The organism is Arthrobacter sp. FW306-1B-G06A (assembly GCF_058781765.1).
Map to the genome: position 1 here is coordinate 16824 of NZ_JBYSXB010000034.1, position 12645 is coordinate 29468.

Consider the following 12645-nt stretch of genomic DNA (forward strand, 5'->3'; position numbering starts at 1 on the left):
GCTGAACGCTCGCGTAACATCGGTGCAATCTTGGTGCGGTTCAACAATCCCGGAGGCCCTTGCTAACGTCGTAGGGAGGGAAACGGTTGGAGGCGCGGCATGTTCGTCAAAGTGTGTGGTTTGAGCACGCCCGAATCCGTGCAGGCCGCTGTCGAGTCAGGCGCGGACGCCGTAGGTTTCGTGCTGACGAAGAGCCCGCGCGAGGTATCGCCCGGCCGTGCCCGGGATCTACTGGCCCATGTACCGGAAGGTGTCGCCGCCGTCGGGGTCTTCCGCCACGAGACAGCCGCCGATGCCGTCGCAACCGCGCTCGAAGCCGGCCTCGAGTGGGTCCAGCTCCACGGAAGCCGCGCGCCGGAAGACGTTAAGACCGTGCACGACGCCGGCATGCGGCTTATCCGGGCCGTCACCATGGGTGCCGCCCCGCACGAGTTCGAAGAGTGGGGCGAGGAACTTCTCCTGATCGACGCCGCCGTGCCGGGATCGGGCGAGGCATGGGACTATGCCTCGGTCCGGAACCTGGGCCTTGGTGCGCGCCACTGGTTGTTGGCCGGAGGATTGACCCCGTCCAACGTCGGAGCCGCGGCGCTCGAAGCCGAGGCCTGGGGCGTCGACGTGTCCAGCGGCGTGGAGTCCTCCCGCGGAGTCAAGGACCTCGACCTCGTGCGCGCCTTCGTCCAAGCCGCCAAAGCCTGACGTCCCCCCCCCGACGCGCGCTCACCTTTAACGCCTTTCCCCCCAACGCTCGCTCACCTTTAACGCCCTTTCGCCAAACGCTCGCTCGGATGATGTGAGCGGGCGTCTGCGGTTTTGCCCCCAAAAGTGAGCGAGCGCCGCAAGAAGCCCTTGACAGCCGCCGTCCGTCGTCGCATATTTAACACATCGGCTAATTAACCGGGATGTTAAATATAAAGGCGCAAGAAATGTCCACAGACCGGCTCAGTCTCATCTTCTCGGCACTTGCCGACCCCACACGAAGGGCCATTTTGGCCCGGCTTTCGGAGGGTGACGCCACCGTGAACGAGCTTGCCGAACCGTTCGACATCAGCCTTCCCGCCGTCTCCCGGCATCTCAAAGTCCTGGAAAAAGCAGGGCTGATCAGCCGGAGCCGGAGTGCGCAGTGGAGGTCTTCCAAGCTTGAAGTGGAACCACTGCGCGAAGCCACCGAGTGGATGGACAAATACAGGCGCTTCTGGGACGCCAGTTTTACCCGCCTCGACGCCCACCTACGCAAGATTCAGCACGATTCAGAGGATCCAGGAGTCAAACCATGAACACCGAACAGCACATCCTTACCATGACCCGCGATTTCGATGCGCCACGCGAGCTCGTCTTCGACGCCTTTGTGGACCCCGAGCAGCTCGCCGCATGGTTCGGGCCTGTCGGAGTGGATTCGCCGCGCGAGCGGATCGTCGTCGACCCTCGTGTGGGCGGAGCCTGGCAGCTCGTCATGACCTGGGACGAGAACGGGGTCGCCAAGGAATCACCCATCGACGCGGTCATCACCGCATACGACCCGCCCGCCCTGCTGGTCGCCACCCAGAAAGCAGAGCCCGACGCCGGAATCACACTCTTGCTGGAAATGCGCCTTGAGTTCGAGGTACTGGATGGCGGCCGCACCCGGCTTCATCTCACCCAGGGCCCCTTTGACTCCGACGAATGGGTGGACATGACCCGCGAGGGATGGGGCACCTCGTTCACCAAACTGGACACGTTGCTGGTGCGGGAATAGGGAAGCGGTCCAAAAGGGGGCCGAAGTCAACTTGGAAGGTCGGTGCCCATCCGGGCTACACTCCACGGCGGGGACAGAATGCCATTGCTCTGGAGACCGAACGGTTCCGGAGACCGACGATCAAGCAGAATGCGACCTTTGAAAATTTCTTCCAAACTTCTTAACGGCCCTATCCGATACCTGACAGTCGCCCTCTTCGCCGCACTGGCGCTGTCCGGCTGCTCCACACCAGGAGGGGGATCCGCAGCGGCGGGCACGCCGTCGTCCTCTTCCACGGGCGACCCGGCATCCGCAAGTGCAAGCCCGACTCCATCATCGGGGCCATTCGGGGGCTTCGCGTCGGCGGCCGAAATGTGCTCCACCATCTCCAAAGAAGCTACGGGAGCGTCGTTGTTGCCAATGTCGGCGGCGCAAGGCAAGACCGCCGAGCTGGAGCAATACAAGGCCGAGCTCGCCGCAACGGCGGATCGTGTCCCGGACGCGCTCAAGGCTGATTTCACCAACCTCAAGGACACTGCGATTGCCGGCTTGAAAGACCAGACCGTCTACTCAAGCGGCAAGTTCGAAAAGGCGATGGCTCCCGTTACCACTTGGCTGAGCGCCAACTGCAACTAGCGGTTTTATCCACTTAAGCGAATGAACAGCTAGCGCAGTCCCGTTGCCGCGGCAAGAATGGCTTCATGCAGCTGCCAGTCATGCCTCCTGTCGCACCCATGCTTGCCAAGGCGGTTGGTGCCGTCCCGGATGGCGCCATGAGCTACGAACCCAAATGGGATGGTTTCCGCTCCATCGTTTTTCGTGACGGTGACGACGTCGAAATCGGTAGTCGCAACGAGAAGCCGATGAACCGGTACTTCCCGGAGCTCATCGAGGCGTTGAAGGCAAACCTGCCGGAACGCTGCGTCCTCGACGGCGAGATCATCCTGGTCGGCAAGTCCGGTGACCGCTTGGACTTTGAAGCCCTCCAGCAACGCATCCATCCGGCAGCCAGCAGGGTCAAGCTGTTGTCCGAGCAGACGCCGGCGAAATTCGTGGCCTTCGACCTGCTCGCCCTTGGCGATGAGGACTTCACGGGACGGCCCTTCGCCGAACGGCGGGCAGCGCTTGAACAAGCGCTCGCAGACGCCGCCGCTCCCATCCACCTCACTGCGGCAACCCGGGACAAGGGAACTGCGGAGCAGTGGTTCAACCAGTTCGAGGGCGCAGGCCTGGACGGCCTGCTCGCCAAGCCGCTGGATGGTACCTACCAACCGGACAAGCGCGTGATGTTCAAGGTCAAACACCAGCGGACCGCCGACTGCGTCGTGGCCGGCTACCGGGTTCATAAGACGGGTGACGATCTTATTGGTTCGCTATTGTTGGGGCTTTATGACGACGGCGGCAGGCTTTCCAACGTGGGCGTGGTGGGATCCTTCTCGATGCAGCGGCGCAAGGAACTGTTCGACGAACTCCAACCCCTCGTGACCGGGTTCGAGGGGCATCCCTGGGCATGGGCCGAGCAGGAGGAAGGCAGCCGGACACCCCGCAACGCCGAAGGGAGCCGCTGGAGCGCAGGAAAGGACCTGTCGTTCACGCCCCTGCGGCCAGAACTCGTGGTGGAAGTGGCTTACGACCATATGGAAGGGGAACGGTTCAGGCACACAACGCAGTTCGTGCGGTGGCGGCCGGACAGGGATCCGGAGTCGTGCACCTATGAGCAGCTTGAGGAACCCGTGAAGTTCGATTTGTCAGCGGTCCTGGACACCGGGAAACCATAAATCAGGGGGATTTCAGGGCGAACCCTTAGGCCCAGGCCGCATCCAGCAAGGGACAATGGGAGATATGAAAACGCTGCTCAACATCATCTGGCTCGTCTTCGGCGGCTTCGTCCTGGCCTTGGGATATTTCATGGCCGGAATCGTCTGCTGCTTGTTGATCGTCACCATCCCGTGGGGCATCGCGTCGTTCCGGATTGCCTCGTACACGCTGTGGCCGTTTGGCCGCATGGTGGTGGACAAGCCCGGGAGCGGGGGCGTCTTTACGCTCCTAGGCAATGTCATCTGGTTGCTGGTCGCGGGCATTTGGATCGCGATCGGGCACGTGGTCACGGCCTTCGCCATGGCCATCACCATCGTTGGGATCCCGCTGGCCATAGCCAACCTGAAGCTCATTCCGGTATCGCTCATGCCGCTGGGCAAGCAGATCGTGCCGAGCAACCGACCGTTCGTCAGCACCTACCGCTAGCACGGCGACGCCGGCCACCCGAACCCCGGCGTCGGGCAGCGGGCGCCATGGAGTGTTCCGGAGTAGCGTAGGCGGTGTCTGCACTGCCTCCCCTCGAAAGGAACAGTCCATGTCCGCCGCCAGGAACACTGTTGCCAAGAACATCGTCTCCACCCTCAAAGCCAACAATGTCCAACGCGTCTACGGGATCCCCGGGGATTCGCTGAACGGTTTCACGGACGCGCTGCGGGAAGAGGAGAGCATCCGTTGGGTGCACGTCCGGCACGAGGAAGCCGCGGCGCTAGCGGCCGCCGCCGAGGCGGGCCTCACGGATGAACTCGCGGTGTGCGCCGGATCCTGCGGCCCGGGCAACCTTCACCTGATCAACGGCCTCTACGATGCCAACAAGTCCAGGGTTCCGGTGCTGGCCATCGCCGCCCACATTCCCAGCGAAGAGATCGGCAGCCAGTACTTCCAGGAGACGCATCCCCAGGAGTTGTTCCGGGAGTGCAGCGTTTATGTCGAGCACGTCGCGCATCCTTCCCAGATGCCCAGGGTCTTGGAAATCGCCATGCGGACGGCCGTCGAGAAGCGGGGCGTCGCCGTCGTCGTGATTCCCGGTGACGTGGCCCTCGCGGAGGCGCGGAGTGACCGGACCTCCGTGATCCGGGCCGCCCGGCCGGAGATCCGGCCCAACCCCCGGGAGCTCGCCGAGGCAGCGGACATCCTCAACGCGGCCGGCAAAGTCACCATCCTGGCCGGTGCCGGCAGCGCGGGTGCGCACGCCGAGGTCATGGGCCTGGCGGACGCACTGGGCGCGCCGATCGTCCACGCCATGCGCGGCAAGGAGCACATCGAATACGACAACCCGTTCGACGTCGGCATGACCGGCCTTTTGGGCTTCAGTTCCGGCTATCGCGCGATGGAGAGCTGCGAAGCCTTGCTCATGCTGGGCACCGATTTTCCGTACCAACAGTTCTACCCGGAGAACGCAAAGATCATCCAGGTGGATATCAGGGGCGAGCAACTCGGCCGGCGGTCCCGGATCGATCTTGGCCTGGTGGGCACGGTCAGGGACACTGCAGCCTCGCTTCTGCCCTTGATCGAGCGCAAGGTAAAGCGCACACACCTGAGTACCTCGCTCAAGCATTACGCCAAGTCGCGCGCCAAACTCGATGACCTGGCTTCGCCGGCGAAGGACGGCCAGCCGATCCACCCGCAGTTCGTGGGCAGGCTCGTGGATGAGTTGGCCGGCCCGGATACGGTTTTCACGTGCGACGTCGGGTCCCCCACCGTGTGGGCGGCCCGGTACCTGAGCATGAATGGCCGACGCCGGCTGCTCGGCTCGTTCAACCACGGAACCATGGCCAATGCACTGTCGCACGGAATCGGTGCGGCGGCCGCGTATCCCGGGCGCCAGGTGGTGGCCCTCGCGGGGGACGGCGGCCTGACCATGCTTCTCGGCGAGCTGATCACCTTGGTGCAGAACAAGCTCCCGGTCAAAGTGGTGGTTTTCAACAACTCCTCGCTGAACTTCGTGGAGCTCGAAATGAAGGCCGCCGGATTCGTCAATTTCGGCACTGAGCTCGAGAATCCGGACTTCGCCAAACTGGCAGAATCGCTGGGCATCCGCGGAATCCGGGTGGACAACTCCTCCGGGTTGAAGGCGGGGTTGGCTGAAGCCTTCGCGCACGACGGTCCGGCCCTCATCGACGTCCGCACGGCCCGGCAGGAACTGTCCATTCCGCCGGCGATCAGTGCCGAGCAGGTCAAGGGCTTCACGCTCTACGCGATCCGGACGGTACTCTCCGGCCGCGGCGACCAGCTCATCGACCTCGCGAAGACCAATATCCGCCAGATTTTCTAGCCGGAATCGTTACCGGGCGGGGCCAGCCGTCACGGCTCCGGTGCGCAGATCGAAACTGAAGCTGCGCTCGATCACCCGCGCGCCGCCGTCGTGCGCCACCGCAAAAGTCAGCTCAAGCGAGTCCCGCGCCAGATCCTCCTCGGTGACCGTGCATACCGGCGTGAAATACAGTGCTTCAGCGCCGGATGCCAGATCGGCGGGCGGGAAGTCCGCCGGGTTCGCGTGCGGTCCCAGGAGTACGACGCCGGATGCGGCCTGGGTGCCGAGGTTGCGGGCGCGTCCGGTGAACGCGAGGATGTCCCCGGCTTTGTAGCCCGGAATGATGGGCCCGTAGTTGAGGTCTTGGGCTTCGCGGGTTCCGAGGATCTGCGCCTGCTCCGCTGAGTATCCTTGGCCGATTTCCTTCCACGTCTGAACGTCCCAGTCACGATCGTTGTCCGAGGGGAGGACATGGAATTCACCGGCGTTCTGCCACACAGAGGGCCGGCCGGGAGTGATGGAGCGCAGTTCCATGTGAAACTCGAGGTGGTCGGGCTGGGTTCCCGGCGCACCCGCCGGGCCCGCCGCACCCGCCGGGCCCGCCGCACCCGCCGGGCCCGAAAGCTGCTCCGTCAGCTGATCCACCGGCACGGAAACGAAGACGATCTCGCGGTATCCCTGCCGCTCGTACAAGACGCCGATGTTGCCGTCCGGAAGCCGCGCCGCAGTCGAGTAGGCCGAGCTTCCCTCGCAGAGGACCAGCTTGGCGGGCCAGCTGGCCCCGTTGTCCGTGGACAGGCTGAGGACCGTATTGCGGCGCAGGGAAGTGTCCTGGTTGTTGCTCGCGAGCAGCCAGCTGCTCGTGTCCGGGGTGGCCAGGGATGCCACATTCGGCAGGCCGTCGAAGCGGACAAGCGAGCCGTTGTCGCTCGGGTCGGGGAGGTCCCCGACCGGTTCCAGCAGGCTCCACGTCTCGCCGCCGTCATGGGAGATTGCCGCCAGCCGCCGGGGCGTGGCGCGCGAGTGCAGGAGGAGGCGGCCGTCGTCGAGGCATGCCACTTTGTTTTCGTTGGGGCCGACCCCATCCGGACCCTTTCCGATGAGCGATCCGAGCGTCCAGTTCTCGCCGTGGTCGTCGCTGTATGCGGAAGCCGCCATGATTTCGCCGTCGACGAGCACCACGAACTGCTGGACCAGTCGCCCGGCGAACGGACCGGCGTGCATCTGGATTCCCTGACCGGCTGCGGCGAAAATCCCCGTGATGCCGCGGTCGCCGGCACGAGCGCCCGGAACACCGCCCCGCTTGAGCTGTCCGGTGAGCCGCCGATGCTGCCAGGTGACGCCGTCGTCGTCGGAAAAGCTGACATCGCAGTGCTGCACGTCGTCATCGGGTTCCAGGCCGCCTACCGCTTCGAAGAAACCGGCATGCGTCCCCGCGGCATGGAACATGAAGATCCGCCCGGTCACTGCGTCCACCAAGAGGCTCGGATCGCCGTAGCCATTGAGCCCCGAGCCGCTGCGGACTACGCGCTGTTCCTCCCAGCTGCGGCCATTGTCCGTGCTGCGCCGCAGCAGGAGATCGATCGGATTGGGCAGGTCGTCCAAGTTCGGCCGGCCGTCATAGGCGGCGAGCACTGTCCCCGCCGTCGAGACGGCCAGCGCCGGTATGCGGTACTGCCGGTAGCCTCCCGTGCCGCGCACCGCCAGGACGTGCTCGACGTCGGGACGGGCTTGGGGGAGTGCGGCACCACGGCGCTGGAGGTAGGAGGTCACACCTCCATGATACGAGACGACGCCTTCGGCTGGAACGACCCTTAGCTGATCCTGCGCCGGTAGGCGGCCGTGGCGAAGAAGTACGCGATAATCAGGATGCCGAGGCACCATGCGAGGGCGACCCATATGTCGTTTCCGATCGGCCGTTGTTCAAACAGATCCTGGATCGTGTTGACGATCGAAGTGACCGGTTGGTTCTCGGCGAAGGCGCGCACGGGACCCGGCATGGTGGCCGTCGGGACGAAGGCCGAACTGATGAACGGCAGGAAGATGAGCGGGTAGGAGAACCCGCCGGCACCGTCCACTGACTTCGCTGTCAGGCCTGCAATGATCGCGAGCCAGGTGAGTGCCAGGGTGAACAGCGCCAGGATTCCAACGATCGCGAGCCATGCCAGCAGGCTTGCGGAGGTGCGGAATCCCATCAGGAGGGCCACCAGCATGATGATCACGAGCGAGAGCCCGTTCGCCACCATGGAGGTCAGCACATGTGCCCACAGGACCGATGATCGTGCGATCGGCATGGAGTGGAACCGCTCGAAAATGCCGCTCTTCATGTCGGTGAACAAGCGAACAGCGGTGTACGCGATGCCCGAGGCGATCGCGATCAGCATGATTCCCGGCAGCAGGTAATTGACGTAGTTCTCCGTGCCTGTCCTGATGGCGCCGCCGAACACGTAGACGAAAAGCAGCATGAGGGCGATCGGCGTGATCGCGGTGGTGATGATGGTGTCCGCGCTGCGGAAGATGTGACGCATGGAGCGGCCTAGCAAGACGGCCGTGTCTCCGAAGAAATGTGTGCTCATGACTGCTCCTTACTTGACGCGACCTTGCCCTCGTTCCCCACCAGTGCGAGGAAGATGTCCTCCAGGCTGGGCTGTTTTTCGACGTACTCGACCTTCGCCGGTGGAAGTAGTTGCTTGAGCTCGGCGAGAGTCCCGTTCGCGATGATGCGCCCTTGATGGAGGATGGCGATGCTGTCCGCGAGTTGTTCTGCCTCGTCGAGATATTGCGTGGTGAGCAGGACGGTGGTGCCCCGTTTCGCGAGCTCCTGGATTACCTGCCACACCTCGATGCGTGCTTCGGGGTCGAGTCCGGTGGTCGGCTCATCGAGGAAGATCACCTCGGGCTGCCCGATCAGGCTCATGGCGATGTCAAGGCGACGGCGCATGCCTCCGGAATACGCGGACACCTTTCGGGACGCTGCCTCGGACAAGTTGAAGCGCGCCAGGAGATCGTCCGCCGCTTGCCCGGGGTCCTTCAGGTGCCGCAACTTGGCAACCAGCACCAGGTTTTCCCTGCCCGAGAGGATTTCATCGACCGCTGCGAATTGTCCGGTGAGGCTGATGGATTCCCGGACCTGCAGCGGGTGGGCCACGACGTCGAATCCGTTGACGGTCGCCGTGCCGGCGTCCGGACCGAGCAGCGTCGACAGGATTTTCACCATCGTGGTCTTTCCTGCTCCGTTGGAGCCGAGAAGGGCGAAGATGGTGCCCGGTGCCACGTCGAAGTCCACGCCGCGCAGCACGTGCAGCTCTTTGTAGGACTTTTCCATGCCCTGCACGCGGATCGCGGGTTCGCGGGTGGTGGATGCATTGCTCATGATTCCCGCTCCTTCCCATCGTCTCCGGCAGCGGCGTCGATCGCCTTGACCAGGCGTTCGCGCTCCTTGTTGATCCACTGACCGACCGTGTAGTTGCGCATGAACGTTTCGGCGAACTCCACGGGGTCGTCACCAACGATGTCGCGGATCGGCATCCCGTCCGCGGCGCTCTGTTCGAAGAGATCGGTGAGGTCCCCGAGCATCCGCAGCAGCACATCGCCCTTGGTGATGGCACCGAAGTACATCAGGTACCGTTCCAGCGCGGTCGCCGCCGCGCGATAGTCCGCGGGAAGCTGCTCCACGCGTGCCTTGTTTTGCCGGTATTGCTTCTTCTGTTCGAGCGATCCCGTAAGCTGCTCGATCCACCCTGCGGCCATGTTCACTTTCCTCCCTTTCGGAGCTGTTCCAGTCGCTCGGACAGGAAACTCCACGTATTCCAGAATTCGTCCAGTTCCTTTTCGCCCTGCTCGTTGAGCGAATAGACCTTGCGCGGCGGGCCCTTCTCGGACGGCCGTTTCTCGACGTCGACAAGGCCTTTTTGCTCGATCCTGACGAGCAGCGCATACACGGTGCCCTCGGCGATCTCGGTGAAGCCCTGGCCTCGGAGCAGCGTCGTGATTTCGTACCCGTACGCGGGATTCCCGGTCAGGAGGGCGAGAACGATGCCCTCGAGGGTCCCTTTGAGCATCTCCGTCATTTGCCTGCCCATCGGACACCTCCTTCCACTACTCAGTGTTACTAGCTACTGGTACATAGTACCGCTAAGTAGTGGAAGCGCAAGCCCCTTCGGAAACCGCACCGAAGTGCACTCAGGGCTGCTGGAACGCGCCGTCCCTCAAGAGGGCCACGGCGGTCCCGGCGTCAAGTTCGGCGGCAATCTCGACGTCGTCCGCGTGCCCTGCGTCGATCAACTCCCGGCCGCTGGAGCAATCCTGCAACGTGTGATGGAGCCGCGGCTCGACGGCGTTGAAAACAGCCATCGCCGCATCAGCCTCCGGCGAGAAACCTTCCCTGCCGTCTTCCGGCGTGAAGCCGCCCCGTCCGGCGGCAGCGAGTCCGGCAATGAAGGCGCCGGCCCCGATCTGATCCTCCAGGGCGGGCCGGAGGGAGCCGCCTGGCCACAGTTCACCGGCCGCGATCACCGCCACCACTAAATCCGGAGGGAGTTCGGCGGCCACCCACTCGGCGGTGGCGGCTGCGTTCCGCAGTGACACGGCCGCGATGAGCGGGACTTCCTGGGCGAGCTCATAAGCGATCGAAGAGCCGTTGGGCGAGGGCAGCACGACGCGGCTCAACGACCGCGCGTCCCGCAGGCTCGACGGCGAGAGGCTCAATCCGCCTCCACCCCGCGGACCAGCCAGCTGGGCATCGTGGTGGGCGGCGAAGTCCTCGGCCCCGGCGTCCTTCCACGCGTAGGGGAACACGATGGCACCGCGGTCGACGGCGACGCTGACGCATGTGGTGAAGGTGAGGACGTCAACCACGACGGCGAGGTCCGCTCCGGACGCAACCGCACGGGCGCCGTCGAGCCCCCATTCAAACCTCACGGTGAACGGAAGCTGCCGGTGCACCGTTCCCGCCATGGTCATGACAGTTCGGCCTCCAGGTTGCGGCGGGAGGCCTCCAGCCACAGGCTCCGCGCGCGTTCGCTGTGGAAGAGTGGATCCAAGGCGAGCAGATGGCGGACGACGGCGGCCCGGCCGGCAGCGAAGTCGGCATCGCTGACGTGGGCGTAGTCCTCGCGGACAGCAGCAAGGTAGCGGGCGTAAGCCGTTGGTTCCGCGCCGAGGATGGAGAGATCGGCGTCGCACAAGAGGGCGCCGAGTCGGTCTCCCGGTTCGGGGCTGTGGGTGGAGGTCAGCCTGACCAGCCGGGCAACTTCGTGGATCGTCGGTTCCGGGAGTCCCGCAAGAGCCAGGCGGTCCTCGGCCAGCCGGGCCGATTGCTCTTCGTCCTGCCCTGCGATTCCCTCGTAGACGGCGTCATGGAACCATGCGGCCAACGTCACTGAGCGCGCTGGCAGAGAGGGTTCGCTCAGGAGATCCAAGGCTTCCAGGACCGCCAGCAAATGCGTGCGGCTGTGGTATTTCCGATGGTCCTCGCCCCAGCGTTCGAGGAGCTCAAAACCCAGCTCCTCATGTCCTGGAAGAGCCGAATTCCAGCGCTCCAGCAAGGGTACGGTGAGCGCCTTGCTGCGTTGGCGGGCGGGGATCCGCAAGCCGCTCGCGATCAGTTTCCGCACAAGAATGCGCGCCTCCACGGGGATGGCGCCTGCGGACAGGAGGTCCTGGTAGCGGCGTTCCGGGACGTCGTAGTGGTCGCCGTCGAAGGCGCGCCCGGGAATCCCCGTCGCTTCGGCGAAGGCATGCAACTCCTCGAGCGAGGTGTCCGAGACGAGGTGGGAAAACACGGTCCCGTGCGCGGGCCACAGCGGCGGATCAACGTAGACGGCCATGGTCCGCGCCAGAGAACTAGGAGTTTTTCCGGGTGGCTACCGCAGAGAGAGCGGTCAAACCCTTTTCGAAGTCGCCGCCCACCATCTTGTCCATGTTCATGAACAAAGCGAAGATTTTGCCGAGGCCTTTGTTCTCGCCGGTCATGGTCCAGGTGACGCGGGTGCCGTCCCCTTCGGGTACGAACGTGAAACCCGTAGGATTGACTGCCTTCATCGGCTTGGTGAACTCGAGGCGGATGTCGATCCTGCCGGGCTCCTCCGAGCCGACGATTTCCATGGTTCCGGTGCCGGCCTTGTTGTTGCCGCTCCAGGCATACTTTGCTCCGACGCCGGATTCGTTGCCGGAATAGCTCCGGTTCAGCTTGGGGTCCACGGCTTCCCACGGAGACCACTTGGTCCACTCGTGGAAGTTGTTGACGAAGGGGAAGACGTCGGCGGGTGCGGCGGGGATCAGCGCATTGCGAGTGACTGTGAAGGGTGCCATGTGCATATCGTACGGCGCTTTGCCGGGATCGTGGGCGCGGGCCGAGTGCTGCGTTCCGGCACGCAGCGCGCGGCCCGGATCCACGATTTCGACGGCGGGTGCTCCCTTACATGCCCGGGACGTCGAGCGCTTCGTAGACGGTGATCGAGGCTTCGGGGGCCATGAGGAAATGCGGGTGGCCTTCGAGGAGCTTCAGCGCTCCGTCCATGTCTTCGGCTTGGAGGACGCTGTAACCGCCCACGCCGGTCTCTGCATCGGATACTCCAGAGTTCCCAACCACTTTGCCGCCACCGAGGGGTGTGCCAAGATCGGCAAGCCCAGCGCCAGCCTTCGCGGCCCAGTCCATCCACAGCTTCATGCCTTCGGCTGCTGCCTCAGGGGAGCTGCCAGCCATCATCGATTCCGCCGATTGTGGTGCATTGTAGAGAACTACGAACTTCTTCATTGCGTGTCCTTTTTCTCATGCGCGCCCGGGGGGGTGTTCCACCCGGTCACACCTGATCCTAGGGCCAGGGAACGCAAACAGCGAGGGACTTTTCACCGTAAGCGGGGA

General features: G+C 64.1%; 16 protein-coding genes. 7 read left to right on the forward strand and 9 right to left on the reverse strand.

Annotated features, from left to right (window positions below; all coding sequences use genetic code 11):
- Nucleotides 1-99 precede the first annotated feature (99 nt).
- The 7 genes from AC3WJM_RS16955 to poxB all read left to right on the forward strand — a co-directional run bounded on the left by AC3WJM_RS16955 (nt 100) and on the right by poxB (nt 5801).
- The gene (locus tag AC3WJM_RS16955) at nt 100-696 is read left to right on the forward strand and encodes a phosphoribosylanthranilate isomerase (RefSeq protein WP_284991894.1); all 597 of its coding nucleotides are present in this window, start codon (nt 100-102) and stop codon (nt 694-696) included.
- A 227-nt stretch (nt 697-923) separates the two neighbouring features.
- Nucleotides 924-1274: an ArsR/SmtB family transcription factor gene (locus AC3WJM_RS16960; RefSeq protein WP_059389912.1), complete on the forward strand. Its 351-nt coding sequence runs from the start codon at nt 924-926 to the stop codon at nt 1272-1274.
- Entirely contained in the window at nt 1271-1732 is a 462-nt protein-coding gene (locus AC3WJM_RS16965; protein ID WP_059389913.1) for an SRPBCC family protein, read from the forward strand. Before AC3WJM_RS16960 ends, AC3WJM_RS16965 begins: the two co-directional genes overlap by 4 nt.
- A gap of 138 nt (nt 1733-1870) precedes the next feature.
- A complete protein-coding gene (locus AC3WJM_RS16970; RefSeq protein ID WP_492272461.1) occupies nt 1871-2347 on the forward strand; it encodes a hypothetical protein in 477 nt (158 codons plus the stop codon).
- A 65-nt stretch (nt 2348-2412) separates the two neighbouring features.
- Entirely contained in the window at nt 2413-3489 is a 1077-nt protein-coding gene (locus AC3WJM_RS16975; protein WP_492272462.1) for an ATP-dependent DNA ligase, read from the forward strand.
- Nucleotides 3490-3553: 64 nt separating this feature from the next.
- Entirely contained in the window at nt 3554-3955 is a 402-nt protein-coding gene (locus AC3WJM_RS16980; RefSeq protein ID WP_059389916.1) for a YccF domain-containing protein, read from the forward strand.
- Nucleotides 3956-4064: 109 nt separating this feature from the next.
- On the forward strand, nt 4065-5801 hold the full coding sequence (gene poxB, locus AC3WJM_RS16985; protein WP_492272463.1) for a ubiquinone-dependent pyruvate dehydrogenase: 1737 nt from the start codon (nt 4065-4067) through the stop codon (nt 5799-5801).
- 9 nt (nt 5802-5810) lie between these two features.
- Here the strand turns inward: poxB and AC3WJM_RS16990 are convergent, their stop codons facing one another.
- The 9 genes from AC3WJM_RS16990 to AC3WJM_RS17030 all read right to left on the reverse strand — a co-directional run bounded on the left by AC3WJM_RS16990 (nt 5811) and on the right by AC3WJM_RS17030 (nt 12537).
- On the reverse strand, nt 5811-7553 hold the full coding sequence (locus AC3WJM_RS16990) for a sialidase family protein (RefSeq protein ID WP_492272464.1): 1743 nt from the start codon (nt 7551-7553) through the stop codon (nt 5811-5813).
- Nucleotides 7554-7594: 41 nt separating this feature from the next.
- Complete coding sequence (locus tag AC3WJM_RS16995; RefSeq protein WP_284991899.1) at nt 7595-8356, reverse strand: ABC transporter permease; 762 nt, start codon at nt 8354-8356, stop codon at nt 7595-7597.
- Nucleotides 8353-9153: an ABC transporter ATP-binding protein gene (locus tag AC3WJM_RS17000; RefSeq protein WP_492272465.1), complete on the reverse strand. Its 801-nt coding sequence runs from the start codon at nt 9151-9153 to the stop codon at nt 8353-8355. Before AC3WJM_RS17000 ends, AC3WJM_RS16995 begins: the two co-directional genes overlap by 4 nt.
- The gene (locus AC3WJM_RS17005) at nt 9150-9530 is read right to left on the reverse strand and encodes a DUF1048 domain-containing protein (protein WP_492272480.1); all 381 of its coding nucleotides are present in this window, start codon (nt 9528-9530) and stop codon (nt 9150-9152) included. Before AC3WJM_RS17005 ends, AC3WJM_RS17000 begins: the two co-directional genes overlap by 4 nt.
- A 2-nt stretch (nt 9531-9532) precedes the next feature.
- Nucleotides 9533-9862, reverse strand: a complete 330-nt coding sequence (locus AC3WJM_RS17010) for a PadR family transcriptional regulator (protein WP_059389920.1) — start codon at nt 9860-9862, stop codon at nt 9533-9535.
- Nucleotides 9863-9962: 100 nt separating this feature from the next.
- Complete coding sequence (locus tag AC3WJM_RS17015; RefSeq protein WP_492272466.1) at nt 9963-10742, reverse strand: 2-phosphosulfolactate phosphatase; 780 nt, start codon at nt 10740-10742, stop codon at nt 9963-9965.
- Nucleotides 10739-11608, reverse strand: coding sequence for a DUF4031 domain-containing protein (locus AC3WJM_RS17020; protein ID WP_492272467.1), 870 nt, complete (start codon nt 11606-11608; stop codon nt 10739-10741). The genes AC3WJM_RS17015 and AC3WJM_RS17020 overlap by 4 nt, the downstream gene beginning before the upstream one ends.
- A gap of 16 nt (nt 11609-11624) precedes the next feature.
- Nucleotides 11625-12092: an SRPBCC family protein gene (locus AC3WJM_RS17025; protein ID WP_441433521.1), complete on the reverse strand. Its 468-nt coding sequence runs from the start codon at nt 12090-12092 to the stop codon at nt 11625-11627.
- A 106-nt stretch (nt 12093-12198) separates the two neighbouring features.
- Entirely contained in the window at nt 12199-12537 is a 339-nt protein-coding gene (locus AC3WJM_RS17030; protein ID WP_441433522.1) for a YciI family protein, read from the reverse strand.
- Between the last annotated feature and the right edge of the window lie 108 nt (nt 12538-12645).

Bases quoted from the DNA above. Each gene is read 5' to 3' on its own strand.
- AC3WJM_RS16955 (WP_284991894.1), top strand. From the start codon at position 100: ATGTTCGTCAAAGTGTGTGGTTTGAGCACGCCCGAATCCGTGCAGGCC.
- AC3WJM_RS16960 (WP_059389912.1), top strand. From the start codon at position 924: ATGTCCACAGACCGGCTCAGTCTCATCTTCTCGGCACTTGCCGACCCC.
- AC3WJM_RS16965 (WP_059389913.1), top strand. From the start codon at position 1,271: ATGAACACCGAACAGCACATCCTTACCATGACCCGCGATTTCGATGCG.
- AC3WJM_RS16975 (WP_492272462.1), top strand. From the start codon at position 2,413: ATGCAGCTGCCAGTCATGCCTCCTGTCGCACCCATGCTTGCCAAGGCG.
- AC3WJM_RS16980 (WP_059389916.1), top strand. From the start codon at position 3,554: ATGAAAACGCTGCTCAACATCATCTGGCTCGTCTTCGGCGGCTTCGTC.
- poxB (WP_492272463.1), top strand. From the start codon at position 4,065: ATGTCCGCCGCCAGGAACACTGTTGCCAAGAACATCGTCTCCACCCTC.
- AC3WJM_RS16995 (WP_284991899.1), bottom strand. From the start codon at position 8,356: ATGAGCACACATTTCTTCGGAGACACGGCCGTCTTGCTAGGCCGCTCC.
- AC3WJM_RS17000 (WP_492272465.1), bottom strand. From the start codon at position 9,153: ATGAGCAATGCATCCACCACCCGCGAACCCGCGATCCGCGTGCAGGGC.
- AC3WJM_RS17005 (WP_492272480.1), bottom strand. From the start codon at position 9,530: ATGGCCGCAGGGTGGATCGAGCAGCTTACGGGATCGCTCGAACAGAAG.
- AC3WJM_RS17010 (WP_059389920.1), bottom strand. From the start codon at position 9,862: ATGGGCAGGCAAATGACGGAGATGCTCAAAGGGACCCTCGAGGGCATC.
- AC3WJM_RS17015 (WP_492272466.1), bottom strand. From the start codon at position 10,742: ATGACCATGGCGGGAACGGTGCACCGGCAGCTTCCGTTCACCGTGAGG.
- AC3WJM_RS17020 (WP_492272467.1), bottom strand. From the start codon at position 11,608: ATGGCCGTCTACGTTGATCCGCCGCTGTGGCCCGCGCACGGGACCGTG.
- AC3WJM_RS17025 (WP_441433521.1), bottom strand. From the start codon at position 12,092: ATGGCACCCTTCACAGTCACTCGCAATGCGCTGATCCCCGCCGCACCC.
- AC3WJM_RS17030 (WP_441433522.1), bottom strand. From the start codon at position 12,537: ATGAAGAAGTTCGTAGTTCTCTACAATGCACCACAATCGGCGGAATCG.